The sequence below is a fragment of the Caulobacter sp. P1_D6 genome, from assembly GCF_056406095.1.
In genome coordinates this window covers 56,437-80,934 of sequence record NZ_JBFUAW010000016.1, presented here as the reverse complement: position 1 = coordinate 80,934, position 24,498 = coordinate 56,437, and the positions used below count along the sequence as shown (strand labels likewise).

Sequence of the window (24,498 nt, the reverse complement as noted above, 5' to 3'; positions counted from 1 at the left end):
CTGAAGAGGAGACCTTGTGATGATCAGTGGTCTTTTGGCCGCGGCGGCGATGGCCGCCGCGGCGCCTACCGCGCTCGATACGCCCGACACCCTCGACGGCGCCGACCTGCGGGGCGTGATGGAGACGGCGCGGAAGACACCCGCCTCCGCTCCGCTGGCGGGACGGCCGTTCCGGATCGCCATCCCCTTCGTCGACGGCCGCAAGCGCGACATGAAGACCTTCCAGAGCCCGGCGCGCTGGACGTACGACTATCGGCGACACGTCCTGAAGGTGATCATCGGCCTGGGCGAGCTGACCTCGACCAACTACGACCGGTTCGAAAAGCAGGGCCTGGAAGCCCTGCCGCCGCTGCAGACCGTGTTCTTCAACGCCGACGAGATCCACAACGACGTCTTCATCCACAAGTACGAGCGCGAGCGGAACTACAGCGAGGAAACGGCGCTGGCGAGCATCATCACCAACTACGGCCTGGCGGTTCCGTACGCCGCCGGCGCCTCGGCCCTGCCGGCCCGGTTCGAGCCGCTGATGATCTACGAGACCCAGCTGGACCAACGCGACCTGCGCGCCCGGGTCAAGGGGATGACCCTGGTGATCGAAGGCCGCCTGACAGCCCTCGGTCAGCAGCCTGAAGTCTTCTGCGGCGACTACAACGGCACGCTCGCGGCGCGCGACACCAACGACACGGTGAAACTGGTGGTCACCGCCCACCAATGCTTCGTGACCGCGCGGATTGACCGCGTCGTGGTGACGGACAGCGACAACAACCCGATGACCACCTGGGGCCCGCCGGCCGTCCCCTGAGGCCCCTGACGCCTCACAGAGACGACAACCGACCAAGAAAAACCCCCGCCGTCGCCGGCGGGGGTTTTGCTCGATTTCGACCTTTGGAGGGTCGGATCAGCCCTTGCGGCCGCGCGGGGCCTTGGCCTTGCGGCCGCCTTGACCCAGGCCCAGGGCCTTGGCCATGGCCGAGCGCGCTTCGCTATAGGCCGGGGCGGTGGTGGGATAGTCGTTCGGAAGACCCCACTTGGCCTTGTATTCGGCGACGGTCATGCCGTGCGTGGTCAGGTGGCGCTTCAGCGTCTTGTAGGGCTTGCCGTCTTCGAAGCTGATCAGGGCGTCGGGCGTAATGCTGCGACGGATCTGAGCCGGCGTAGCCTTCGTAACGGTTTCGACGGGAGCCGCTTCAGGAGAACCAATACCAGCCAGAGCGTCATGAGTCGCTCGGATCAGGGCCGGCAAATCGGAAACCGACGTGCTGTTATTGGCCACATAATTGGCGACGATCTCGGCGGTAAGCTCGATCAGGGTAGCCTTGTCTTCCACGAGGGTCTCTCCGGTGGGTATTTGACTTGGAAATACACCCGCCCCGTCGAAATACAAGTACTCAATCCGGGTAATCGTGCTTGCCAAGCCCTTAAGCCAAGCGAATCTTGAGAACAACGACGAGAAAATCGCCTCGGCTCTAAACCATGAGAAGCGGTCAAGGCCTGGTTAGCCCGTTCCTGACCAGCCCTTTCAGAGCCTCGTTGCTGGAACAAAAGTTTCAGCATCGCAATGATTCGAGGCCTGCCCAGATCAGGCAAAGATCAGCATTCTTGCGACGGCGCGCCTTGTCGAAGCTGGGCCTTGCCCTTGAAACACAAAGACTTGTCGGCGCCGAGCCGACTTGAACGACGATATGTGATCACAGATGCCGTCTTGGCTTTCGAAGGCCAAGCCTGGCCCGCCGACCTCGGAAGAACTTCAAGCCGTCTCCCGCGCGCCGCTCGCCGCGGCGCGCTCGCCGCCGCCCGAATCTCAGGCGTGAGACGCACGGGCTAATTTCTGTGGAAAACTGCGATTCAACGTCAGCCGACCGGTCGGCCGGCCGAACGGCCGCCGAAGCGGAAGCTGATTTAGGAAAGAAGAGAATGGCTGGGGAACTAGGACTCGAACCTAGAATGACGGTACCAAAAACCGCAGTGTTACCATTACACCATTCCCCAGCAGGAACGGCGAGACCCGTTGGGCCCGGCGAGGCGGTGGAGATAGCGCAGGAGTCGGACGGATGCAACGTCGCTTTGAACTTCTTTTTTCGAGGTGATTTTTGTCGCTTGCGAGACTGTCGAGGCGTGTCTATAAGCCGCCCTCCAAGTCGGAGTGTGGCTCAGTCTGGTAGAGCACTGCGTTCGGGACGCAGGGGTCGCAGGTTCAAATCCTGCCACTCCGACCATTCTTTTCCCGAGATTTCCTGGATATTCGATACCGCGGCGCCGCCCTCGGGGCGCCCTCCGCTTCCCATGGGTCTTGCCGTGGACGCCGTCGCCGCGACCGCGTCCGGTCCCGAGGCGCCAGGTTGCGTGCTGTTCATTTGACCGCGACGCCAGGGTCGCTACTAGCTTGCGCGACAATAGGCAGCAGGACGTCCGATGAAGCAGTTTCTCATGACCGTGGCCGGCGTTTTCGTCGGCTTGGTGTTGTTCCTCGTCGGCGTCCCCTTCCTTCTGATCGTCATGGCGGCCAGCGCCACGCGCCCGGCCCCGGTTCCCGCCCACACCGTGCTGCAGCTGGACCTGCGCGGCGGTCTGTCCGACCAGGAGTCGCAGAACCCGTTCGCGGCGTTCGGCGGCGGGGGCGGCCAGTCGGTGATGTCCATCATCGAGACGCTGCGCCGCGCCGAAACCGACGACAAGGTCAAGGCGGTGCTGGTGCGCCTGCCCGAGGGCGGCATGGCCCCGGCTTCGGCCGACGAGCTGCGCCTGGCCTTCAAGCACTTCCGCTCGGTCGGCAAGAAGCCGATCTTCGCCCACAGCCAGGGGCTCTATCCTTCGGGCCTGGTCACCTCGACCTACATGCTCGGCTCGGCGGCCAGCGAGTTCTGGATGCAGCCCGACAGCTCGCTGCAGGCGGTGGGCGCGTCCAGCGAGGAGATGTTCTTCAAGCGCTTCTTCGACAAGTACGGCGTCAAGGCCGACTACGAGCAGCGCTACGAGTACAAGAACGCGGTCAATCCGTACCTTTATAATGACTACACGCCGGCCCACCGGGAATCGACGCTGTCGTGGATGGGTTCGGTCTACACCACGGCCCTGACGACGGCCGCCCAGGACCGCAAGATCGATCCGGCCGCCCTGATCAAGACGATCGAGGCGGGCCCCTACAGCGCCGAGGAGGCCAAGGCCAAGGGCCTGATCGACCGTGTCGGCCAGGTCAAGGACGCCCAGGACGCCATGCTGACGCGCGCCGGCAAGGGCGCCAAGCTGCTGGACTTCGACGACTACGCCTCCCGCGCCAAGCGCCCGGCGGCCAAGACAGGCCCGACCATCGCGGTCGTCTCGGCCGAGGGCGCGATCATGACCGGCAGCGGCAAAGGCGGCTCGCCGTTCGGCGGCGACAGCACCATCTATTCCGACCAGGTGGCCAAGGCGCTGTACGACGCCATCGACGACAAGGACGTCAAGGCGATCGTGTTCCGGGTGTCCTCGCCCGGCGGGTCGGACACGGCCTCCGAGCAGATCCTGGCCGCCGTGAAGGCCGCCAGGAAGGCCGGCAAGCCCGTCGTGGTCAGCATGGGCACCTATGCGGCCTCGGGCGGCTACTGGATCAGCTCGGGCGCTTCGGCGATCGTCGCCGAGCCCACCACCCTGACCGGCTCGATCGGCGTGTTCGGCGGCAAGTTCGCCCTGGGCGAGGCCCTGTCGCGGTTCGGCGTCGACACCCGCCAGGTCCATGTCGGCGGCGACTATTCGGGCGCGTTCGGCACGGGCCAGGAGTTCACCCCCGACCAGCGGGCCAAGTTCGCCGCCTGGATGGACCGCATCTACGCCGGCTTCGTGACCCGCGTCGCCGAGGGCCGCAAGCTGCCGCCCGAACGCGTGCGCGAGATCGCCAAGGGCCGGGTCTGGACCGGCGTCCAGGCCAAGCAGCTGGGCCTGGTCGACGAGCTGGGCGGCTTCTACGAGGCCGTCGAGAAGGCCAAGATCCTGGCCGGCATCAAGGGCGAGGTGAAGCTCAAGAAGATCGGCGGCTCGGACTCGCCGTTCGAGGCGCTGGAGAAGGTGCTGGGCGTCAGCGAGACCTCGATGCGCACCCTGGCCGCCTCGGCCTGGCTGTTGGGCGATCCCCGCTCGCAGACGATCATGGACGAGATGGCCCGGGCCCGCCTGCGCTCGACCCCCAGCGGGGCCTCGGTGCTGGCCGAGACGCCGGTTCACTAGGCTTCGGCTTAGAGGCAAAGACCAAGGGCCGTCCGGGCGACCGGGCGGCCCTTTTTCATGCGGCGATCACTTGCCCCCCTACGGACCGCTTCGCGGTCGTCTTCCCCCACGGGGGAAGAGGAGTCCGCGACGGCGGCACGCGCGTCCTCCGCCCCCTCGCCGCGACAGACCGCGAAGCGGTCAGGTGGGGGCAAGTGGGTGTGATCTCACGCAGGAAAACCCGCTGAGCTGGATGGGAAGGGTGCGAAGCGCCCGGGCCTCGCCCGGATGATTTGCAGTTTTGAATACCGTTTCGACGAAGTTCAGGCGCTTCGCGCGGCCGTTATCCGGAAGCCTTCGGATCGCGGATTGTTAACCCGCTCCGATGGAGGCCCCCGACGGGCAGGGAATTGGCGTTCCCTGGACCACCTGGGCGATTTCAGCCCAGGCCTGCCGCGTCCGCCGATCCTTCACCGCCTGGGTTTCGTCCTGTGTTGCAAGGAACCTGCCCAGGACCGTCGCGAAGGCCGCCATTCAAGACCACCGACAAACGCTTCCCGCTCGACCACCCCCGAAAGCCGCATCGGTCGCCGTACGTGCGCCCTCCCCGTGCCTTCAGGTGCAAGCAGTATGCGGGCGGTCGAAAGGGGTGAGGACAGGATCGGGTCGAGAAAGTTCAGGGCGTTGAAATCGCGAGGCTTTGTTCCCTGAGCGCCGAGCATAAGTCCAGCCGAGCGCCCAAAGAAAAACGGCGGGCTCCGAGGAGCCCGCCGCCATTCCAGCTTTCGCTTGAGTGCTTGACCTTAGAATTCCAGGTCGAAGCCGAACCGCACGTAGCGCGGATCTTGGTAGGCGATCGGCTTGGCGTAGTTGTTGTTGCGTCCGCCTTGGCCGGTTTCGCCACGCTCTTCGAGCGAGGTGATCGCGTCTTGGTTGAACACATTGAAGATGTCGGCGCGCAGGACGAGGTTGCCGCCCAGCGCCATGATCTTCTCCGGAACGGTGTAGCGAACCGACAGATCCAGCGAGGTTTGCCAGTCGGTCTTCAGACCCTCGCCCCGCGGACGCGGAACGTGCGGGGTTTGCACGGTGCCGTTGGGGTTGAAGGCGTTGCAGTAACGCGAAGCCGCACCGTAGCCAGCCGAGTTCGGATCCGTGACGTCGTCGTGGAGACCCAGGCAACCCTGGTGCTTCGGCGAGATCACGGTGGCGTTGGCGCCGAACATCAGGTTGTCGGTCACGGCGTAGGAGCCGAAGGCCTTGAACTGATGCGCGTGGTGGTTCGGCAGCAGGCCGTACTGGTTCTCGGTCAGGCCGACGAAGTCATACAGCACGGTCGAACCAGCGTCTTGCTGCTGGTTGTCCGACAGCACGGTGCCTTCGTAGTTACCCTTGCTTTCCGACAGGGTGTACGAGCCCTTCACACCCCATTTGCCGTCGAACGCACGCTCGAAGGTGAACTCCAGAGCGATGTATTCGCGCTTCGGCTTCGGGAAGTTCAGCTCTTCGGCGGTGAAGGTCAGCGTCTTCGGCAGGGCGGCCGCGGCGGCGATGGTGGGCGCGTCGTGGACCAGGGAATTAGGCTGACGCAGATTGATCGTCAGGTCTTGGCCCGGGTTGAAGACGATGTACTGCCACGAGTTGTTGTAGATCGTCTTACAGGCGGCCAGCGTCGCGCCCGTGACGTGGGCGTTACACCAGTTGACGACGAACGGGTCGAGGGTCGTGTCTTCCGAGATGCGGTTCAGCTTGCGGTAGGTCAGGTTGACACCGGCCTTCCACAGGTCGTTGATCTGACGCTCGTAGCCGACGGTGTATTCGTCTTCCTGCGAAGCCTTGATGCCGACGGCGGCCTTGGAATAGGCCGGCTCGGCGATGCCCAGGCCGAACGAAACCGTACAAGCCACCGAGCCAGGCGTGGCGCCGGCAATGATGTTGTTGTTCGGGCAGGTCGTCAGGACGCCGGGGGTGGTGCCTTGCGTGGCTTCGGTGATCTGGCTGCCCAGAGCGACCGGAACCTGGTTCGGAGCACGGGTGAAGTCAGCCGTCGGGTTGGTGAGCGCATTGTAGCCCGGCGCGCGGAAGAACACGCTGTAGCCGAGGTCGGCGCCGCGATAGCTGAGGTTCGACGCCGGAGGGATGTAGTAGCGGCCGAACGAGGCCGAGATCTTGTCCTTGCCTTCGCCGACCGGATCCCAGGTCAGGCCGAAACGCGGGCCCCAGTTGTCCTTCAGGTTCAGGACCTGCTCGCCCAGGAGGTTGTCCAGGGTGAACTTGTCGTTGCGGATACCCAGCTGCAGGCTGAGGTTCGGCGTGATGTCCCAGGCGTCTTGCACGTACCAGGCAGCGTTCACGCCGTGCACCGGCGCACCGCCCAGACGTTGGGTCAGGATTTCGACGTAGTGTTCACCGTCAGCGACGTTGAACGTGTCTTCGTCCGAGCCCGTGTGGTAGATGTAGCCGATGCCGGTGGCGCCCGGACCCGTACGCAGCGAGGCGTGGTTCAGCGTCGTCTTTTCGTGGTCGTAGCCGGCGCGGACGTGGTGATCGCCCAGCAGGTTGAAGTACAGGTCGCCGTCCACGCGATAGAATTCGCGCAGCGTCTTGCGGGTTTCGATCGAGGCTTGCTTCTGGGCGCTCGGCGTCAGCACGGTGCCCGTGCTGTCGTCCTGGACCAGCGGATCGACCGTGTTGGACGGCAGGGTGCTGTTGGAGTCGCGGTTACGGCCGTAGGCGGCCGACAGGGTGAACCAATCGGTGAACGAGCCGGTATAGCGCGCCACGTAGTTCACGCCGCCTTGACGGTAGACCGTCGAGGGCAGTTGAGCGCCGATGGTGTCGGTGCCCGAGACGTAGCCGTAAGCGGTGCGGTCGATGGTCTTCTGAGTGTCGAAGTAGGTCAGTTCGACGCGCTGACGGTCGGTGATGTAACCGTCGATCTTGGCGCCCCAGAACGGGTCGTTCGACTTGTCGATGGTGTACTGGCCGACGGTCTTGTAGGCGGTCTTTTGCTCTTGCTCGCGCTGTTGGTTCAGCACGTAGAAGAACAGGTGATCCTTGATGATCGGGCCGCTGACCTCGAACGTGCCGCTCTTGTCCGAACGGGCGCTGCGGTGGTTGGCGATGATGTAGGTGTCCGGCGAGTCTTCGCGCAGGCCGTCCATTTCAAAGTTGCCGTGCACGGCGAACTTGAAGTCGTTCGAGCCCGACTTCGTGACGGCGTTGATGACGCCGCCCGTGGCGCGGCCGAACTCGGCGGGATAGCCGCCGGTCTTCACTTCGATCGACTTGTAGAAGTCGAACGGCACTTCGGCGGCGCCGATGTACGTGTCGAAGTTCGTGATGTTCAGGCCGTTGATGTAGAAGGCGTTTTCAGCGACCGAACCGCCGCCGACCGACGGTTGGGCGCCGAAGTTGGCCGCGCTCGGAGCGGTGCCCACGCGGGCGGCCGAACCGCTGACGACGCCCGGAGCCAGTTGGACGACCGCGGTCAGCGAGCGGCCGATTGGCGCTTGCTTGGTCAGGGTCTCCATGTCGACGGTCAGACCCTTGGTCGTCGCGGCGAAGTCCAGTTGCGGGTTGGCGGTGGCCGTGACGACCACTTCGCTGACCGAGGCGTCGGCCGAGGCCAGGGTGAAGGTGTAGGCGGTCGAACCGCCCAGGCCAACGCGGACGTTGCCGTCGCTGGTCGGCTGGTAGCCTTCCTTGGCGATCGAGACCGAGTAGCCGCCGATCGGGATCAGGGGAACGCGGAACTGGCCCGAACCGTCGGTGGTCACGTTACGGGTGAAGCCCTGGTCCAGCGACTTCACGGTGACGGTCGCGTCCGGAACGGTGACGCCGGCCGAGTCCTTGACGGTGCCGATCAGCGAGCCCGAGCTGTAGTCCTGGGCGCTGGCCAGGGTCGGGATCGCCGTGGCGATCGCGGTGACCGCCAGCGGCGCGGCGACGGTGGCCAGGCCGGCCAGCAGCGTCGACGTCAAAAGACGCGCGCGAGCGCCGCCCTTGGTGGAATTCATCTTCATAATATCCCCTCTGACATGGCGAAGCATCCCGACCGCCCGCACGCGCCCTTTTCGGGGGCGTTACGTTCGGCCTGTCTGGATTTTTGCCCCAACTCCACCACGAGAACTTAGGTGTCCCGGAAAACATTTCCCCGGTTGGGGTGACGTTAGGAGGCGCGCCGCGCGCCGGTCAATTCCCATTACCAGTCCGTAATAACATCGCCTCGGCCTGTCGCATTATCGCAACACGATCGCCTCATTTCTGACGAACGCCGCTCAGATTTTCCACAAACCGATCGATAACACGGGTCTCGACCCCCGTATCCTGTTGGGTTCACAGGTAAATTCGACCCGTTCACGGCAATGGCCGACCCGGAGCGAAGATTTGCGATCGAGCAGGTCAAAACGTCCCCCATCGTGTTGACATTCAAGAAAACACCCCAAGAAACGGCCACGTTATCGGTATCAAATGCCGAACCCTGACGATCGGTGCGAAATTTTTCCCATGCATCGCTCAAATTTCCGACACATTTCACCGCCGCCGACCGTTGCACGGGCGCCCGAGTGCCGGGATGATGGGCGTCCACCGGCTCGACGCCGCCCCTCCCGTCTCCCCACGAGTGACAAGCCATGACTGCGTTCCGACGTGTAACCGACTCGCTTTCGGTCAGCCCTCAGATCGCCATCGACGACCTGGGTCGCGCCGCGAGCGAAGGCTTCGTCCTGGTGATCAACAATCGTCCCGACGACGAGGAGCCGGGCCAGCCTTCGAGCGCCCAGGTCGAGGCCGCGGCCCGGGCCGCGGGCCTGGACTACGTGCATATTCCGGTGCGGGGCGGGCCGACCTACGACCAGGTCGAGGCCGTGCGGCGCGCGGTCGAGGGCGCGGAGGGACCAGTCCTGGCCTTCTGTCGTTCGGGCACGCGCTCGATCGTCACCTGGTCCCTGGGCCAGGCCGCCTCGGGCGCGGCCGATCGCGCCACGCTGGTGCGCCAGGGCGCCGACGCCGGCTACGACCTGTCGGGCGTGCTCGGCGTCTAGGCATAGAGTCTAGTAGTGGTGGCTAAGGGCGACCCGGGCCGCCATCGCCGATGGTTCGGGCTCGCAGCTGGCCAGCACGAACTGGGCCGCGATGAGACACAGGATCGCGAAGGCCGCGCGCTGGAGCCGTTTTGAAACAAAAATCGCTGCGTCGGCGGTCATGATCGGTACTCCGGGAGGTTTACGGATCGTTCACCGCAAGACCGGCGCCGAAACCGCCCCTTTTCAGAGGCCGACATGATCCCCTTCGTCCGCGAGATCGAGTTCGAATACGGGCGCTGCGACCAGGTCTCGCCGCTGATCCGCCGCGTGATCGCCGACAATCCGGGCCCCTTCACCTATGTCGGCACCGGCACCTACATCGTCGGACGCGGGACGGTGGCGGTCATCGATCCGGGCCCGGACCTGGACGGTCATCTCCAGGCGCTGCTGGCGGCGCTGGAGGGCGACACGGTCAGTTGCATTTTGGTCACGCACCACCACAGCGACCACTCTCCCCTCGCCCGCCCGCTGCAGAGGGCGACGGGAGCGACGATCCACGGCCGCCGCGCGCCGCATCTAGCCGAGCAGGCTCCCGGCCTGGCCCTGGAAGCTGGCGAGGACGAGGGTTTCCGCCCCGATGTCGAGATCGCCGACGGCGACGTCTTCGAGGGCCCCGGCTGGAGCCTGCGCGCCGTGACCACGCCGGGCCACACCTCCAACCACGTCTGCTTCGCCCTGAAGGAGGAGAACGCCTTGTTCTCCGGCGATCACGTCATGGGCTGGTCGACCACGGTGATCACCCCGCCGGACGGCGACATGGGCGACTATTTCGCCAGTCTTGAGAAGGTGAAGGCCGAGGGGTTCGACATCCTGTGGCCGACCCATGGCTCGCCGATCCGCGACGTGGCGCCGTTCATCCAGGCCTATGCCGACCACCGCCGCGCCCGCGAGGCCCAGGTTTTGGCCGCCCTGGCCCAGGGCCCGACCACGATCAAGGCCATGGTCCCCACGCTCTACGCGGCCGTCGATCCCCGCCTGCACCCGGCCGCCGCCATGTCGGTGCTGGCCCACATGCTGCTGCTCGTGAAGGAAGGGCGGGTCAGCTGCGACGGCGAGCCGGGACTCGATTCCGAATATCGGCTGGCCTGAACGCTTGCCCCCACCTGACCGCTTCGCCGCCTGTCCGCCCCCATAAGGGGCGGAGGCTCGGCCGGTGCACGGCTCCTCTTCCCCCTGTGGGGGAAGACGGTCGCGAAGCGACCTGTAGGGGGCAAGTGATCGCCGCTATCCCTTTACGGCGGTCAGCAGATCCCCCACCCGCCGGCAGTTGCGGCCCATGTCGCCGCCGGCCTCGCGGCCGATCGCCCGCATGTCGACCCGCGCTCCGGCCGTGTCGGGACGCACCCGCACGACCAGGTCGTCCTTCAGCCCGTACCAGAAGCTCTGGCCCGTGGCCTCCAGCCGGCCGTCCATCGGATCGTCGGTGACGATCGCCAGGCCGGCCGCCTGCACCGCGGCCTTGGCCGCCTCGTAGGCGTCGGTCGGCGAGCGGGACAGGATCAACGGCCGGGCGGCCGCGCAGGTCTCGGCGTTGACGTCGGCGACGCGGCGGCCGGCGAAGGCCAGCGAACCGACCGGCAGGCTGGGATCGGCCTCGACGGTCTGGGCCTCGCCGCCCCGGGCCGCCAGGGCGGCGTCCGACAGCATCAGCGGCGTCTTCCAGTCGGTGGAGACGTCGTGGATCGGCGGCGCGCGGCCGCCCACGGCGTTGGCCGCGACCATGGCGCCCAGGGTGGCGACGGTGATCGCCAGGGCCAGCAGCGCCTTCTTCCAGAACCGCGCGAAGCCGCCGAACAGGGCGAAGATCAGGCCCAGCACGCCGGTGGCGACGCCCAGCATGGCGGCCTTCGGAGCCCAGTCCAGGGTCATCTGGTCATAGCCGAGGGCCAACGGGATCACCCCGAACTTCACGCCCAGCGCGCCGGCCGCGACCAGCAGGGCCGGCGCCAGGGCGATCAGCACCGCCAGGTCCAGCAGCCCGGACGTGAACCCGCCCCTGGCCTTGGCCGACTTGTCCGCTTTCGCCTTGGCCTTCTTGCCCTTGCGGCTGGGGACCAGCGGCATGGCCAGCGGCGCTTCCTCCGTGACCAGGACCGGCGGGGCGTTGAAGGCCTCTTCCGGCACGGGCGCGATCCCCGGCGCGGGGGTCAGCGGACCCAGGGGGAAGTGCTCCTCCTGGCCGCGCTGCTCGAACAGGGGCTCAGCCTCCGACCCAGACGGTGTCGCCGCGGGCTCGTTGATCGGCGACGCGGGTTCGAGTTCGGACGCCGCCTCGGCGTGCGCCAGGGCCTCCACCATCTGCGGCTCGGGCAAGGGCGGCGGCTCCGACAACGGCTCCTCGGGCTCGGGCGCGTAGATCCGCGCGGCCTGCGCCCCGTCGGCCGCCGCCAGGGTGGCGGTCGGCGTTTCGGGCTCGGGCTCGGCCTCGGCCGCCCCTTCAGCGACCGTCGCGGCGGCCACGCCCGGGAGCACATAGTCCTTCATGCGCTGGCGGATCAGCTTCTTGTCGATCTTGCCGGTCGCGCCCAGCGGGATCTCGTCGACGAAGACTACGTCGTCGGGCATCCACCACTTGGCGATCTTGCCCTGCAGGAACTCCAGGAACTCTTCCTTCGTGGCGGTCTCGCCGTCCTTCAGCTTGACCAGCAGGATCGGCCGCTCGTCCCATTTGGGATGGGCCACGCCGATCACCGCCGTCATCGCCGCCTTGGGATGGCCCAGGGCGATGTTCTCGATGTCGATCGTGCTGATCCACTCGCCGCCCGACTTGACCACGTCCTTGGCCCGGTCGGTGATCTGCATGAAGCCGTGGTCGTCGATGGTGGCCACGTCGCCGGTGTCGAAGAAGCCCTCCTCGTCCAGGATCTTGCCGCCCGCGCCCCGGAAGTATTCGGCGGCGATGATCGGGCCGCGGATCTTCAGGTTGCCGAAGCTCTTGCCGTCGTGCGGCAGGCGCTGGCCCGCGTCGTCGGTCAGCTTCAGCTCCACGCCCAGGGGCGGCCGGCCCTGCTTGAGCCGGTAGGGCATCTGCTGGTCGTAGGGCAGCTTTTCCAGCTCGTCGGTCATCACCGACAGCGTGCCGACCGGCGAGGTCTCGGTCATGCCCCAGGCGTGGACCACCTCGACGTCGTAGTCGTCGTGGAAGGCGCGGATGATGTGCTCGGGACAGGCCGCCCCGCCGATCACCACCTTCTTCAGCACCGGCAGCTTGGCGCCGCTTTCCTTCAGGTGCTGCAGCAGCATCTGCCAGACCGTCGGCACGGCGGCCGAGAAGGTGACGCCCTCGGTGTCGAGCAGTTCGAAGATCGAGGCCCCGTCCATCTTGGCGCCCGGCATGACCATCTTGGCGCCGGTGCCGGGAGCCGAGAACGCCACGCCCCAGGCGTTGGCGTGGAACATCGGCACCACCGGCAGGATCACGTCCTTCTGCGACAGGCCCATCACGTCCGGCTGCAGGGTGATCAGGGTGTGCAGCACGTTGGAGCGGTGCGAATAGAGCACGCCCTTGGGATCGCCCGTCGTGCCCGAGGTGTAGCAGAGCCCAGCCGCCGTGCCCTCGTCGAAGCCGCCCCAGGCGCAGTCGGCGTGATGCTGCTCGACCAGGTCTTCGAAGCACAGCAGGCCCTTGAAGTTGGGCGTCTCGCCCGCCGGTTTGAAGTCGGCCGGCATGTGGTCGCGGTCGGTGAACAGCACCACGTGCTCGACGGTCGGCAGGTGTTGCAGGATGCCGGCGATGATCGGCAGGAAGGTCAGGTCGACGAAGATCGCGCGGTCGCCGGCGTGGTTGGCGATCCAGGCGATCTGCTCGGGGAACAGGCGCGGGTTCAGGGTGTGGCACACCGCGCCGATGCCCATGATGCCGTACCAGGCCTCCATGTGGCGGCCGGTGTTCCAGGCCAGGGTGCCGACCCGGTCGCCCGGCTTGATCCCCAGGGCCAGCAGGGCGTTGGACACACGCTTGGCGCGCTGGTGGATCGCCCCGTAGGTGGTGCGGACGATCGGTCCTTCGACCGAGCGGGTGACGACCTCGCGCGCCCCGTGCCACTGGGCGGCGTGGTCGATGATCTTGTCGACCGTCAAGGCCCCGTGCTGCATCAAGCCCTGCATAGGCCCCACTCTCCCGATCCGTTATCGTTGTTCAGACAACGCTACCGGGCCGGCGACGGCCGCGCAACGCGGCGCGCGCCCGGAGCGAACCCAAACCCGGTCGCGCTGATCCGCCGCAGGGCGTGTTCAGATCATCGAGGGCGCGATAGCCTATTGTGTCGGTTGGCCGACGGGGCGGGGACGGGACTGGATTCGGGTGCGAGGCTTCGACGCCATATGGGCCGACGACCGGCTGGACGAGGTGGCGCTGGACACCCATCGCCTGCTGCCGTCCCGGCTTATCCCGGCCCTTCTGACGACCGCGGTCGCCACATACGCCCTGGGGTTCCCGACCGCGGTGGGCTGGCTGCTGGCCCTGGCCGCGGCCGAAGGCCTGGCACGGCTCGCGACCCGGCGGTTCAAGGCTGGCGTTCCCGGCTCGCCGCGCGCCCGAGCCGCCTTCGTCTGGGCGGCCCTGCCGATCAACCTGATCTGGGCCAGCCTGGCGGCGATGTTCTGGCTGTCGACCAAGGCCGATCTCAAGCTGGCTGCCTTCGCCATCTGGGCGGGACAGATCATCTATACCCAGAACTTCCGTCACCAACCGGTCGCCCTGCTGGCGATCAGCGCCGTCGCGCCGATGATCAGTCTGTTGGTCTTTCCGGTCTTCTTCATGCCCGGCGACGGCGTGGGTCCCAACACCACGCGCCTGGGCCTGGCCATGGTGGTGCTGACCACGATCAGCGTGATGGTGGCCAATCGCGCCGCCGCCAACCGGATGGACGCCCTGACCCGGGGCCTGCGCGAGGAGCGCGAGCGCGCCCTGGAGGCCAACCGCGCCAAGTCCACCTTCGTGGCCGTCACCAGCCATGAACTGCGCACCCCGATGAACGGCCTGCTGGGCATGGCCTACGCCCTGGACCGCACCAACCTCAACGAGGCCCAGCGCCGCCACGTGCGGCTGATGATCAAGTCGGGCGACAGCCTGATGCAGGTGCTCAACGACGTGCTGGACCTGTCGAAGATCGAGGCCGGCAAGGTCGACCTGGATCACGTGGCCACCAATCTGCACGACCTGGTCCGCGCGGCCGGCGACGCCTGGCGCGACGCCGCCGCCGAGAAGGGCCTGTGGTTGCGCACCGAGATCGACCCGTCCGCCCCCGCCTGGATCCTGGCCGACCCCCAGCGCATCCGCCAGGTGCTGATGAACCTGATCTCCAACGGCCTGAAGTTCACAAGCCAGGGCGGGGTGACGATCCAGCTGTCCGCGCCGGGCACGCCTTCAGCCGACGGCGCCTGCGAGATCCTGCTGCGGGTGGTCGACACCGGCGTCGGTGTCGACGCCGACTTCCACGACCGCATCTTCGACAGCTTCACCCAGGCCGACAACGCCGTCTCGCGCAGCCACGGCGGCACGGGTCTGGGCCTGACCATCTCGCGCGCCCTGGCCCGCCAGATGGACGGCGACCTGGTCTTGGAGAGCGGAGTCGGCGGCGCGGCGTTCGCCTTCACCCTGCGCGCCGTCCCGGTCGCCGCGCCCGCCGTGACGGCCGACGAGTTCGAGGATCAGGACGCGCCGGACCTGGACTCCCTGCGGATCCTGATGGCCGAGGACAACGCCATCAACCAGGTCGTGGTGCGCACCATGCTGGAGGCGACCGGCGTGGCGCTGACCATCGTCGACGACGGCCAGGCGGCCCTGCACGCCCTGAAGGCCGACGCGTTCGACGCGGTGCTGATGGACATCAACATGCCGGTGATGGACGGCATCACCGCCCTGAACGCCATCCGGGCCGGCGTGGCCGGCGATCCGAGGATCCCGGTCATCGCCCTGACCGCCTCGGCCATGTCGGGCGACCGCGAGCGCTTTCTCGCGATGGGCTTCGACGATCACCTGGGCAAGCCGATCCGGCCGGCCGACCTGCTGTCGGCGATCTGCACGGCGGTGCGGCCGAAGGGCCGCTGCACCGAGGCGGCGCAGTCTTAGCGCCATTTTCCAACGCGATGGCGCTTGCAAAAATAAATAGCGGCCGATCCCTTCCAGCCTCTGATTTTCACATTGGGAGCCGCAGTTGAAACTCGATCTGAAGCGCATCGTGGTCTTTACGGCCGACGTGCCGGGCCTTGCCCGTTTCTACCAGGACGTCATCGGTCTCGCCGTGCTCGGTCGGGAAGACGGATGGGTCGAGTTCGACGCCGGCGCGTGCCGCCTGGCGCTCCACCATGGAAAGCCGGTCGTGGGTCAGCGCCCGCCCAAGCTGGTGTTCTTCGCCGCCGACGTCGCCGCCGCCAAGGCCATGCTGCAACGGCGCGGGGCCGTCGTGCTGGGTCCGGTCAAGTCCACGAGCACCTTCGACATGTGCGACGGCAAGGATCCGGACGGCAATCCGTTCCAGATCTCGAGCCGAGGCTAGCCGCCTTTAGCCCATCGACTCCGCCAGGGTCCGGGCCTCGTCCTCGAAGGCGCTGACGGTGTCGACCCGGCGCCAGGCGATGTCGCCGGTGTCGCGGGCCAGCTGGCTTTCCAGCACCGCCACGTCAGCGTCCGACGCGTCGTTGACGCGGGCGGCGACGCGCGCGCGCAGCACCTCGGGCGGGGCCTCCAGCCAGACGCCCTGGAAGGCGACGTCGACCTGCTTGGCCAGGGCCTCGGCGCGGGCCCGCTGCTCGGGTTTCAGGAACACCGCGTCGACCACCACCGAGCGGCCGCCGGCCAGGGTCAGACCTGCGTCGCGGAACAGCTCGTCATAGACCCGCTCGCTCATTTCCGGCGTGTAGGCCTCTTTCGGCAGGCGGTGCAGCGAGGGCACGCCGCACAGGCGCTTGCGGATCTCGTCGGTGCGCAGCACCACCGCCCCAGGGGCCGCGCCCAGGCCGGGCGCGCAGACCCGGGCGAAGGTCGACTTGCCCGAACCGGAGAAGCCGCCGGTCGCCACCAGGCTGACCGGCTTGGGCGCCAGGTGCTCCAGGGCCGTGGCCAGATAGGCGCGCGCGGCCTCGTCGTCGTTGCTGTAGGCCCAGACGTGGGTGCGCACGGCGGCGCGGACGCTGAGCATCAGCGGCAGGGCGGCCAGGCCGGTCCACAGACCTTCGCCGAAGGTGCGGCCGGCCTCGTCCAGATAGGCGTTCAGCACCCGGCCGGCGGCGTCGCGGCGACGGCGGAAGTCCAGGTCCATCAGCAGGAAGGCGAGGTCGTACTGGACGTCGATGTCCGACAGCGAGTCGTTGAACTCGATGCAGTCGAACAGGATCGGCTTGCCGTCCTCGACCAGGATGTTGCCCAGGTGAAGGTCGCCGTGGCAGTGGCGCGCGAAGCCCTGGCCGGCCCGTTCGTTCAGCAGCGGACCCAGGCGCTCCAGCGCGAGATCCGTCTCGGCGATCAGCCGCTCGACGGCCTGGGCGCCTAGCCGAGGCGCCAGGCCGCGCAGCAGGTTGGCGTTCGAAGCGATGGTGTAGCCCAGGGCCCCCACCCCGCCGCCTTGCGGGCGCAGCGGCGCGCCGGCGTGGAACTGGGCGATGGTGCGGCCCAGGGATTCCTCGAGCGCGTCGTCGATCGCCCACGGTTGCTGGGCCAGCACGCCCTGCTCGTCGAAGCGTCGCATCTCCAGCAGGTACTCGACGATCTCGCCGGTCCCGTCCATCTCGACCCCGCCCGACTCGGTGCGGGTCAGGCGACGGACGGCGCGGTAGATGTCGGGCGCGGCGGCGCGGTTGAAGCTGAGCTCGCGCTCCAGCGACCAGCGACGCAGCTCCAGGGTGGAATAGTCCAGAAAGCCGAAATTGACCGGGCGCTTGACCTTCCAGGCCGCCTCGCCGACCAGGAACACGCGGGCGCACGAGGTCTCGATCACCCGATCGGCCCGCTCGCCCATCCAGGCGGCCACTTCCTGCTCGCGAACCGTCTCCGCGTCCTTGATCACGCCCAAATCCTTTTAGAAACGCCGGAATTCGGGCGCCGGCGGTCCCCATAGCGGAAAGTTGGAGCCACGTCGCGCCCGGCGCGCTTGCTTACGCTTGGGTTGAATGTCTATGGTCAATTAACCATAGATCGAGTCACAACCGCATGCTCGCCGGCGCAATCCTCAATCGGTCCGAACGCAAGAAGACCGAAATCCTCACCGCCGCGCGCGGCGTCTTTCTCCGAGAAGGCTATTCCGCGGCCGGCATGGAGGTGGTGGCCCGCATAGCCGGGGTGTCCACGGCCACCCTCTACGCCCACTTTCCCAGCAAGGCCAAGCTGTTCGAGATCGTCGTCCACGACGCGGTCGGACCCATGGCCGAGCCCGTGCGCGAGAGCGTCGGGACGAAGGGCGACGCCCGCGCCCGCCTGACCAGCCTGGCCCTGGCCTATGCGACCCTCATGTCGCGGCCCGTGACCCGGGCGATGTTCCGGATGGTCGCCAGCGAACGCCGGCGCTTCGGCGCCGTGGCCGACCATGTCGTGCGCAGCGCCTACCAGGACCTGGCCGGCGCGGCGATCCAGGTCATCGACGACCTGGTCGCGACCGGCGAGCTGACGGTCGATCATCCCGTTCGGGCCGCCGGCCAACTGCTGGGCATGCTGGACCACGCCACCCTGGTGCTGGGCCTGACCGCCGGCGACGAGGCCCAGCCGAACCGGCCGCTGGCCGACATCTGCGCCGACGCGGTGGAGACGTTCCTGGCGCGCTACGGCGCCCGCTGAGCCCGGCCCTGTCTCCGCGTTCCAACGACCTCTCAGGTCGTTGAGCGACGGCCCTCGTCGTCGATATCGTGTCCGGCCGCGCCCAGCGTGACGCGTCGGGCCGAGGTGGCCGGCGTATTTTCGGGAGATCCTGCGTGAAGACCTTTGTGAGCATCGGGCTGGCCCTGGCCCTCTCCGCCAGCGCCTCGGCGTCCGCCCTGGCCGCGCCCGCTCCCCCTCCCGCCCCGACGGCGAGGCTGGACCACGTCCTGCTCTGGGGCCACGGCATCGACGAGGTCACCGCGATCATGGCCGTGAAGCTGGGCTTCCAGGTCCGGGCGGGCCGGGACCCGGGCGGCGTCGCCAACCGCTACATCCGCTTTTCGGACACCAGCTTCCTCGAACTGCTGGGCGTCACCCGCCCCGATCCAGACTACGACCCCGGCATGAAGGACGACCGGATCGCGCTCAAGGAGCAGCCGGGCGCGCGCACCTTCGGCTTCCGCGCCTCGAACCTGGACGCCGTCCAGGCCTCGCTGAAGGCGTTGGGCTATCCGGTGACGCCGATGTTCGCCGGCCCGGACAGCGCCAAGCCCGGCTGGCGGCTGTTCGCCTTCGACAAGGCGCCGTTGTCCAGCAACACCTTCTACATCGACTACAACAGCGGCTACGCGCCGGATCAGGCCGATCCGTCCAATCAGGACGACTACCGGGTCACGCGCGAGCATCCCAACAGCGCCAGGACGCTGTCGGCCATCTGGCTGGTCTCGGCCGATCCCGAGGCCGACCGCGCGGCGCTGGCGCGCATGGGCCACGGCGGCGCGGTCCCCGTCAGCCTGCCGGCGGTGGGCGCCAAGGGCTGGTGCGTGCCGGTCGGGCCGACCGCCCTCCTCACCCTGACGCCCGACGGCCCCGGCGCCGCGGCCGACGCGCTGACCAAGGGTCCGCGCATCCTGGGCGTCAGCCTTGGCGCCGCCGACCTGGGCCGGGCCCAGCGCTGGGTCGAGCGCGGCTACGAGCGCAAGCTCACCCGCTACGCAGGCCTTCAGGGCGAGTCGTTCCTGGCCCCGACGAGCCAGGACCTGGGCATGCTGATCGAGTTCCACGGCTTGGCGAAGGCCGGCGCGAACCCTTGTGGTCCGTTAGGCGGCCCGTCAGGGAAATAGGCGCTTGGTCTCCCAGCCCTCGCCCACGCGCTCATAGACCAGCCGTTCGTGCAGGCGGAACGGGCGGTCGCGCCAGAACTCGATGACCTGGGGGACCACGCGATAGCCCGACCAGTGCGGGGGGCGCGGCACCTTGCCGATCCCGAACTTCAGCGCCATCTCGGCCACCCGGCGCTCCAGGGCCAGACGGTCGGGCAGCGGACGCGACTGGTCGCTGGCCCAGGCGCCCAGCTGGCTGTGGCGGGCGCGGCTGGCGAAATAGGCCTCGGCCTCGGCCTCCGTCACCGGCTCGACCACGCCGCGCACCCGCACCTGGCGGCGCAGCGACTTCCAGTGGAACAGCAGGGCCGCCTTGGGCTGCCCGCCCAGCTCCACGCCCTTGGCGCTCTGGGTGTTGGTGTAGAAGACGAAGCCGCGCGCATCGACGCTCTTGAGCAGCACCATGCGAGAGTCCGGCAGCCCCTCGGCGTCGACGGTGGACAGGGCCACGGCGTTCGGATCGCTGGGCTCGCCCTTGCCGGCCTCGGCCAGCCACTCCTCGAACAGGCGGATCGGATCGCCCTCCGGCAGCAGCGGCGGGGGCGTGGCCTCGGTCACCTGGCGGACATAGTCGTCCTCGGACGGCGAGGCGGGGATCAGGGGCGCGTCGGTCATGAGAGGGATATAGGGCGCCTGTCAGCAGCGGGCCACGCTTGACGCGCGGGGGGCGTCGCGCGCATCTGCCGCGCGAGACTTGAAGGACACCTGATGAAACTCGGCACGCGGGCGCGACTGGCCTGGATCCCCCTGGCGCTGTGGTGCGCGGCCGGCCTGTGGATCGGCTATGGCGAGGCGGTCAAGTGGAAGGGCGACGACGTCCAGGACTGGATCATCCTGGCGGCCGGCGGCCTGTTCCTGTTCGCGGGCGGGGCCTGGAACCTGTGGCGACTGCGCGCCAAGGCGGCCGAGCGGGCGCGGGTCGAGGGGCCCGAGGTGGACGAGCCGGTCACCTGGCATCGCAAGAGCGGCTCGTGGGCTGTGATCGCCTTCGCCGCCGGGGTGGCTGGCGTGTTCGGCCTAGTGTGGCTGATGGGCAGCCAGATCCGCTAGCCGGCGCGCTTGAAAACGCTTGAAAAAGTTAACTTAACGCCCCGTTGACTAAACGGCGGCAGGGTCGGCGGCATGACCGTTGGCGTATCCTCCGCTCTGAGCCTGCAAGCCGCCCGCGCGATCCTGGGCGTCGCCCCCGGCGCGGACGAGCGCGAACTGCGGGCCGCCTATCGCGAAGCCGCCAAGCGCGCCCACCCCGACCGGCCCGGCGGCGACGCGGCGCTGTTCCGCGACGTGCTGGCCGCCTACCGCCTGCTGCAGGACGCCCCGGCGCGGCAGATCCATTTCCCGCCCGCCGTCGCCGAGCCCGCCCGGGTCGAGCAGGCCACCCTGCGGATCGACGCCGCCATGGCCTTCGCCGGCGGCACGCTGGACCTGGCCCTGGACGCCCGCAAGCTGCGCCTGACCCTGCCCGCCGGCCTGCGCGAGGACGACAAGGTCCGGGTCGAGAACGTCACCTTCCGCGTGACGATCCAGCACGATCCCGACGCCCTGGTGCGCGGCGGCGACTTGTGGCTGACCGCGCGGCTGGACGCCCGCGCCCTGGCCGAGGGCGGCCGGATCGAGGTCGCCACGGCCCTGGGTCCGCGCCTGGTCTGGATCTCGACCAAGGCCGCCGCCCGCGGCCTGGTGCGCCTGCCCGGCCAGGGCCTGCCCGCTCGCGGCCCGCACCGGGCCGGCGACCTGTTCCTGCGCCTGGAAGCCCTGGGCGACGGCGCCGAAAGCGCCGCCCGCTCGCAGCTGAAGCGCTTCGCGGCCGCCTGGGCGGCTTAGGCCCTTTCCAACCCACGACCTGACGGTTCTACTGCCTCCGACGCCGCCGAAGAGCGGACGGGAGGAGCGATCATGACCCAGGAAGCCCTGCGCGCCCGGCGCGAGACCATCGTGCGCGAGCACATGGCCGACGAGATCGACCACGCCTGGGACAAGGTGCTGGCGACCTTCCCCCACCCCCACTACGAGATCATCGCCACCGGGGCGGTCCATGACGGCCGGCCCGACGTCGAGCGCTACTACAAAAGCTCGCGCCAGACCTTTCCCGACCAGCGCAACACCCTGCTGTCGCTGCGCCATGTCGACGACGGGATCGTGGTCGAGTTCATCCTCGAGGGCACGCAATTGGGACCGCTGGGCCCCCTTCCGCCAACCGGTCGCCCCTTCAGCTGCCAGATGGCCGCCTTCTTCCTGTTCGAAGGCGAGACCCTGGTCTGCGAACGGATCTATTCCGACACGCTGAGCATCGTGCGGCAGTTGCTCGGCGATCTCACGGCGATGGAGGCGCTGGGGGCGTTGGTCGGTGCCGCGAAGGCTCCGGCCGGGTAGCGCGGCCATGCCGAAAGATCGCGCGCGATAAAAAACTTCACCACGCCCCTTGTCATTAAGTCGTGCACGATTAAATCGTTCAGTATCGAACAACGCCAAGGAGGCACCCGATGTCCACTCTCTATCAAACCCGCGCCACGGCCACCGGCGGCCGCGAAGGCAAGGCCCGCAGCGACGACGGCCTGCTGGACGTGCAGCTGGCCCTGCCCAAGGCGCTGGGCGGCAACGGCCAGGGCACCAATCCCGAGCAGCTGTTCGCGGCCGGCTACGCCGCCTGTTTCCAGAGCGCCATGGCCCACGTGGCTCGCCAGCAGAAGATCGGCCTGACCGGCTCGACCGTGACCGGCGTCGTCGGCCTGGCCCCGCTGGAAGTCGGCTTCAAGCTGGAAGTCGCCCTCGAAGTCGAAACCCAGGGCCTGACCCAGGACGAGGCCGAAGCCCTGGTTGCGACGGCGCACAAGGTCTGTCCCTATTCCAACGCCACGCGCGGCAATGTCGACGTCGCGATCACCACAAAGGCCGCATGACCTCGAAGATTGAAAAGACCAGCGGCGAACCGGTCGAGGCCCTGCGCCTCGACCGTCAGCTGTGCTTCGCCCTCTACGGCGCCGCCAATCGGGTGACGCGGCTCTACCGGCCGCTGCTCGAGGCCCTGGGCCTGACCTATCCGCAGTACCTGGCCATGCTGGTGCTGTGGGAGGCCAGTCCCCGGACGGTGGGCGCCCTGGGCGAGGCGCTGGACCTGGAGTCCAGCACCCTGACCCCGCTGCTCAAGCGCCTGGAGAGCCAAGGCCTGGTGGCGCGCACCCGCGATCCCGAGGACGAGCGGCGGGTGGTCATCACCCTCACCGACGCCGGCGCCGCCCTGCGCGACAAGGCCAAGGCCGTGCCCGAGCAGCTGTTCTGCAAGCTGAGCATGCCGTTGGACGAACTGGGCGACCTGCGCGAGCGGCTGAAGGTTCTGGCGATCTAGGGCGGATCGACATTCAGCAGGCTGGCGGCTTGGTCGGTCTGCCCCCTCCCCTTTCAACCGTCATTCCTGCCCTTGTGGCGGGAACCCCTCTGTCCGCCGCATGGGCGGAGGAGTGGCGCGCKGGCGCGCCAAGGCAGCGCACCGTCAGCTGAACCAGGGGTTCCCGCCACAAGGGCGGGAATGACGGATAGAAGGAAGGGCGGGTCGATGCATCCTAGCCCTCGCCCTCGTCCCAGGCGTCGAAGCTGTAGGGTTCAGCCGGCGGCAGGCAGCTGACCAGGATCTGGGCGGTCAGCCCCGGCTCGGCGACCACGGACGGCTGCTCGCCGAACACGGCCTCCCAAAGCTCGGCCAACTGCTGGTACGCGACATCGGGCACGCTACGCTCTCCTCACGAGAGACAAATGCCTCTGGAGGTCAATGCGTTGCTGGTTAACGGCGCGCGCCGACTCGGGCGCGCGCCGCCAGCCCCCTACCCTAGCCGAACCGCTCGACGCGAGGCGAAGTCCACGCCCCGGACAGCAGTTCCGGCTTAGGCAGGTAGTAGCGCATGGCCAGCATGAACGGCCCGTTGGGCGTCGGCAGCCAGTTGGCGGCCGCGTCGCCGGTCGGGCGTTCGCGCTGGATGCGGATCGTCAACCCGCCGTCGGGATCCAGCTTCAGGTCCGGCAGCATCGGCGAGTTGATCAGGTAGCGGTCGATCGGATTGGCGACCAGCAATTGGGTCTGTTTGTCGTACATCGTCAGCGACCAGAAGGCCTTGACGGGCGGGAAGGCGCCGGGCGCGAAACGGAGGCGATAGTTCGCCGCCGCCCCGTCCAGGGGCTGGCCGTCGGCGTCGGCCTCGTAGATCGGATACAGGGCCTCCTCGCGCGAATTGGCCCCGATCCCGACCTGGGTCCCCACCGCGCGGGTGACGTAGTCGTTGTTCAGGAAGGCTCGCGTCCCGAACAGCTGGTCGCTCTTGCCGCCCAGGCTGGCGCGGCGCGCGTCGATCTCCTCCTGGCCGTCGGCCATGCCGGCCTTCAGGGCGTCCTGGATCTCGGGCGACAGAGCGGCGGCGTCGAAGCTTCGCCCCGGCACCACGCCGATCTTGGCGAAGCGGGCGCGCAGCTCGATCTCGGACGGATGGGTCGGCGCCAGTTGCAGCACGAAGCTCAGGACATTGAAAAAGTCGAGCGAGGTGCGCAGTTCGGCCGGCGGGACCGGCTTGACCCAATTCAGCTCCGGAGCCGGCGGCGGCGCGGGCTGGTCCAGGAAGGCCGACAGCGGCCGCAACTGGTAGCCGGCCTGGATGGCCTTGACGTTGTCGAGGTCGCCGGGATCGAACAGCTGGGTGCGGCCGACGACATTGACCATCTCGGTCTCGCAGGGGATGACCTTGGTGATCCCCGACGGCGCCTCGCCCTTCCAGTCCGGCCCGACCAGCAGGAAGTCGCCGCCGCCGTTGCCGGTGGCCCGCGTGCCGATGTAGTCGAAATTGAACGTGTAGAGGTCCATCAGCTGGAAGACGAAATACCGGTCCTCCTCGATGGGCGGCACGGTGATCACCATCGGCTCGGCCCGCAGGTCGGGGCCCATGAAGGTGTAGGGCGTGTCGGAATTGGGCGTCACGAACGCCGTGTCGTCCGGCGTGAACACCCGGGCGACGTTCAGCACGGTGTTGAACGGCCCCTTGTATTCGCGCCCGCCCTTGTCGACCGAAAAGGCGTGGAGCGTGCCGTAGATGCTGACCATCGGCACGCCGTAGACATAGGCCTCCTTGGCGATGCTCCGCGCCTCGTCCGGCGTGACGGCGCCGTCGATGTCGAGCGTGGCGGATTGAGCCATGAGGCGTCCTGGGCCAGCGGAACTGAACCGGCGAACCCTAAGGGCGGCGCCGGCAAACCGACATGGGGCCGAACCCTCGACGCGGCGCGGAGAACACCGGAG

Annotated in this window: 21 protein-coding genes and 2 tRNA genes; 14 read left to right on the top strand and 9 right to left on the bottom strand. The window is 68.0% G+C overall.

Going from position 1 to position 24,498, the window contains the following annotated elements:
- Nucleotides 1-19 precede the first annotated feature (19 nt).
- A complete protein-coding gene (locus tag AC1DYP_RS11065; protein ID WP_477046369.1) occupies nucleotides 20-802 on the top strand; it encodes a hypothetical protein in 783 nt (260 codons plus the stop codon).
- A gap of 96 nt (nucleotides 803-898) precedes the next feature.
- On the opposite strand, the gene AC1DYP_RS11060 is transcribed toward AC1DYP_RS11065, so the two are convergent.
- Both AC1DYP_RS11060 and AC1DYP_RS11055 read right to left on the bottom strand, forming a co-directional pair.
- The gene (locus tag AC1DYP_RS11060) at nucleotides 899-1,327 is read right to left on the bottom strand and encodes a Ros/MucR family transcriptional regulator (protein ID WP_012285398.1); all 429 of its coding nucleotides are present in this window, start codon (nucleotides 1,325-1,327) and stop codon (nucleotides 899-901) included.
- Between the two features lie 588 nt (nucleotides 1,328-1,915).
- Nucleotides 1,916-1,989: transfer RNA gene (locus tag AC1DYP_RS11055), tRNA-Gln, on the bottom strand.
- A gap of 150 nt (nucleotides 1,990-2,139) precedes the next feature.
- Between AC1DYP_RS11055 and AC1DYP_RS11050 the strand changes: the two genes are divergently transcribed.
- Nucleotides 2,140-2,216: transfer RNA gene (locus tag AC1DYP_RS11050), tRNA-Pro, on the top strand.
- 196 nt (nucleotides 2,217-2,412) lie between these two features.
- Nucleotides 2,413-4,200, top strand: coding sequence for a signal peptide peptidase SppA (gene sppA / locus AC1DYP_RS11045; protein ID WP_477046368.1), 1,788 nt, complete (start codon nucleotides 2,413-2,415; stop codon nucleotides 4,198-4,200).
- A 782-nt stretch (nucleotides 4,201-4,982) separates the two neighbouring features.
- Here the strand turns inward: sppA and AC1DYP_RS11040 are convergent.
- Nucleotides 4,983-8,198 carry a TonB-dependent receptor gene (locus AC1DYP_RS11040; protein ID WP_477046367.1) on the bottom strand — a complete coding sequence of 1,072 codons (3,216 nt, stop codon included), beginning with the start codon at nucleotides 8,196-8,198 and terminating at the stop codon, nucleotides 4,983-4,985.
- A gap of 615 nt (nucleotides 8,199-8,813) precedes the next feature.
- Here AC1DYP_RS11040 and AC1DYP_RS11035 point away from each other — a divergent pair.
- Nucleotides 8,814-9,224, top strand: a complete 411-nt coding sequence (locus tag AC1DYP_RS11035; protein WP_477046366.1) for a TIGR01244 family sulfur transferase — start codon at nucleotides 8,814-8,816, stop codon at nucleotides 9,222-9,224.
- Between the two features lie 9 nt (nucleotides 9,225-9,233).
- On the opposite strand, the gene AC1DYP_RS11030 is transcribed toward AC1DYP_RS11035, so the two are convergent.
- Nucleotides 9,234-9,386 carry a hypothetical protein gene (locus AC1DYP_RS11030; RefSeq protein ID WP_477031978.1) on the bottom strand — a complete coding sequence of 51 codons (153 nt, stop codon included), beginning with the start codon at nucleotides 9,384-9,386 and terminating at the stop codon, nucleotides 9,234-9,236.
- Between the two features lie 75 nt (nucleotides 9,387-9,461).
- Here AC1DYP_RS11030 and AC1DYP_RS11025 point away from each other — a divergent pair, with 75 nt between their 5' ends.
- Entirely contained in the window at nucleotides 9,462-10,355 is an 894-nt protein-coding gene (locus tag AC1DYP_RS11025; protein ID WP_477046365.1) for an MBL fold metallo-hydrolase, read from the top strand.
- A 135-nt stretch (nucleotides 10,356-10,490) separates the two neighbouring features.
- Here the strand turns inward: AC1DYP_RS11025 and AC1DYP_RS11020 are convergent, their stop codons facing one another.
- Nucleotides 10,491-13,373, bottom strand: coding sequence for a long-chain-fatty-acid--CoA ligase (locus AC1DYP_RS11020; protein WP_477046364.1), 2,883 nt, complete (start codon nucleotides 13,371-13,373; stop codon nucleotides 10,491-10,493).
- Nucleotides 13,374-13,569: 196 nt separating this feature from the next.
- Here AC1DYP_RS11020 and AC1DYP_RS11015 point away from each other — a divergent pair, with 196 nt between their 5' ends.
- A complete protein-coding gene (locus AC1DYP_RS11015) occupies nucleotides 13,570-15,339 on the top strand; it encodes an ATP-binding protein (protein ID WP_477046363.1) in 1,770 nt (589 codons plus the stop codon).
- Nucleotides 15,340-15,424: 85 nt separating this feature from the next.
- Nucleotides 15,425-15,766 (top strand): VOC family protein, encoded by a 342-nt coding sequence (locus AC1DYP_RS11010; protein WP_477046362.1) that lies wholly within the window; start codon nucleotides 15,425-15,427, stop codon nucleotides 15,764-15,766.
- 6 nt (nucleotides 15,767-15,772) lie between these two features.
- On the opposite strand, the gene AC1DYP_RS11005 is transcribed toward AC1DYP_RS11010, so the two are convergent.
- Complete coding sequence (locus tag AC1DYP_RS11005; protein ID WP_477046361.1) at nucleotides 15,773-17,272, bottom strand: bifunctional aminoglycoside phosphotransferase/ATP-binding protein; 1,500 nt, start codon at nucleotides 17,270-17,272, stop codon at nucleotides 15,773-15,775.
- Nucleotides 17,273-17,415: 143 nt separating this feature from the next.
- On the opposite strand from AC1DYP_RS11005, the gene AC1DYP_RS11000 reads away from it, so the two are divergent.
- Both AC1DYP_RS11000 and AC1DYP_RS10995 read left to right on the top strand, forming a co-directional pair.
- Entirely contained in the window at nucleotides 17,416-18,036 is a 621-nt protein-coding gene (locus tag AC1DYP_RS11000; protein WP_477031985.1) for a TetR/AcrR family transcriptional regulator C-terminal domain-containing protein, read from the top strand.
- 134 nt (nucleotides 18,037-18,170) lie between these two features.
- A complete protein-coding gene (locus AC1DYP_RS10995) occupies nucleotides 18,171-19,181 on the top strand; it encodes a VOC family protein (RefSeq protein ID WP_477046360.1) in 1,011 nt (336 codons plus the stop codon).
- Here AC1DYP_RS10995 and pdxH read toward each other — a convergent pair.
- Nucleotides 19,170-19,835, bottom strand: a complete 666-nt coding sequence (gene pdxH / locus AC1DYP_RS10990) for a pyridoxamine 5'-phosphate oxidase (RefSeq protein WP_477046359.1) — start codon at nucleotides 19,833-19,835, stop codon at nucleotides 19,170-19,172. The genes AC1DYP_RS10995 and pdxH overlap by 12 nt on opposite strands.
- A gap of 93 nt (nucleotides 19,836-19,928) precedes the next feature.
- Here pdxH and AC1DYP_RS10985 point away from each other — a divergent pair, with 93 nt between their 5' ends.
- The 5 genes from AC1DYP_RS10985 (at nucleotide 19,929) to AC1DYP_RS10965 (ending at nucleotide 22,566) form a co-directional block, all read left to right on the top strand.
- Entirely contained in the window at nucleotides 19,929-20,270 is a 342-nt protein-coding gene (locus AC1DYP_RS10985) for a hypothetical protein (protein ID WP_477046358.1), read from the top strand.
- Between the two features lie 72 nt (nucleotides 20,271-20,342).
- Entirely contained in the window at nucleotides 20,343-21,044 is a 702-nt protein-coding gene (locus AC1DYP_RS10980) for a DnaJ domain-containing protein (protein ID WP_477046357.1), read from the top strand.
- Between the two features lie 72 nt (nucleotides 21,045-21,116).
- Complete coding sequence (locus tag AC1DYP_RS10975) at nucleotides 21,117-21,593, top strand: ester cyclase (protein ID WP_477046356.1); 477 nt, start codon at nucleotides 21,117-21,119, stop codon at nucleotides 21,591-21,593.
- Nucleotides 21,594-21,703: 110 nt separating this feature from the next.
- A complete protein-coding gene (locus AC1DYP_RS10970) occupies nucleotides 21,704-22,120 on the top strand; it encodes an organic hydroperoxide resistance protein (protein ID WP_477046355.1) in 417 nt (138 codons plus the stop codon).
- The gene (locus tag AC1DYP_RS10965; RefSeq protein WP_477046354.1) at nucleotides 22,117-22,566 is read left to right on the top strand and encodes a MarR family winged helix-turn-helix transcriptional regulator; all 450 of its coding nucleotides are present in this window, start codon (nucleotides 22,117-22,119) and stop codon (nucleotides 22,564-22,566) included. Before AC1DYP_RS10970 ends, AC1DYP_RS10965 begins: the two co-directional genes overlap by 4 nt.
- A 214-nt stretch (nucleotides 22,567-22,780) precedes the next feature.
- Here the strand turns inward: AC1DYP_RS10965 and AC1DYP_RS10960 are convergent, their stop codons facing one another.
- Together AC1DYP_RS10960 and AC1DYP_RS10955 are read right to left on the bottom strand one after the other, a co-directional pair.
- Nucleotides 22,781-22,945, bottom strand: a complete 165-nt coding sequence (locus AC1DYP_RS10960; RefSeq protein WP_477046353.1) for a hypothetical protein — start codon at nucleotides 22,943-22,945, stop codon at nucleotides 22,781-22,783.
- Between the two features lie 98 nt (nucleotides 22,946-23,043).
- A complete protein-coding gene (locus AC1DYP_RS10955) occupies nucleotides 23,044-24,396 on the bottom strand; it encodes a DUF1254 domain-containing protein (protein WP_477046352.1) in 1,353 nt (450 codons plus the stop codon).
- Nucleotides 24,397-24,498 lie beyond the last annotated feature (102 nt).

Bases quoted from the DNA above. Each gene is read 5' to 3' on its own strand.
- AC1DYP_RS10975 (WP_477046356.1), top strand. From the start codon at position 21,117: ATGACCCAGGAAGCCCTGCGCGCCCGGCGCGAGACCATCGTGCGCGAG.
- pdxH (WP_477046359.1), bottom strand. From the start codon at position 19,835: ATGACCGACGCGCCCCTGATCCCCGCCTCGCCGTCCGAGGACGACTAT.
- AC1DYP_RS11020 (WP_477046364.1), bottom strand. From the start codon at position 13,373: ATGCAGGGCTTGATGCAGCACGGGGCCTTGACGGTCGACAAGATCATC.
- AC1DYP_RS10980 (WP_477046357.1), top strand. From the start codon at position 20,343: ATGACCGTTGGCGTATCCTCCGCTCTGAGCCTGCAAGCCGCCCGCGCG.
- AC1DYP_RS11040 (WP_477046367.1), bottom strand. From the start codon at position 8,198: ATGAATTCCACCAAGGGCGGCGCTCGCGCGCGTCTTTTGACGTCGACG.
- AC1DYP_RS11065 (WP_477046369.1), top strand. From the start codon at position 20: ATGATCAGTGGTCTTTTGGCCGCGGCGGCGATGGCCGCCGCGGCGCCT.
- AC1DYP_RS11025 (WP_477046365.1), top strand. From the start codon at position 9,462: ATGATCCCCTTCGTCCGCGAGATCGAGTTCGAATACGGGCGCTGCGAC.
- AC1DYP_RS10955 (WP_477046352.1), bottom strand. From the start codon at position 24,396: ATGGCTCAATCCGCCACGCTCGACATCGACGGCGCCGTCACGCCGGAC.
- AC1DYP_RS10970 (WP_477046355.1), top strand. From the start codon at position 21,704: ATGTCCACTCTCTATCAAACCCGCGCCACGGCCACCGGCGGCCGCGAA.
- AC1DYP_RS11035 (WP_477046366.1), top strand. From the start codon at position 8,814: ATGACTGCGTTCCGACGTGTAACCGACTCGCTTTCGGTCAGCCCTCAG.
- AC1DYP_RS11030 (WP_477031978.1), bottom strand. From the start codon at position 9,386: ATGACCGCCGACGCAGCGATTTTTGTTTCAAAACGGCTCCAGCGCGCG.
- AC1DYP_RS11000 (WP_477031985.1), top strand. From the start codon at position 17,416: ATGCTCGCCGGCGCAATCCTCAATCGGTCCGAACGCAAGAAGACCGAA.
- sppA (WP_477046368.1), top strand. From the start codon at position 2,413: ATGAAGCAGTTTCTCATGACCGTGGCCGGCGTTTTCGTCGGCTTGGTG.
- AC1DYP_RS10965 (WP_477046354.1), top strand. From the start codon at position 22,117: ATGACCTCGAAGATTGAAAAGACCAGCGGCGAACCGGTCGAGGCCCTG.
- AC1DYP_RS10985 (WP_477046358.1), top strand. From the start codon at position 19,929: ATGAAACTCGGCACGCGGGCGCGACTGGCCTGGATCCCCCTGGCGCTG.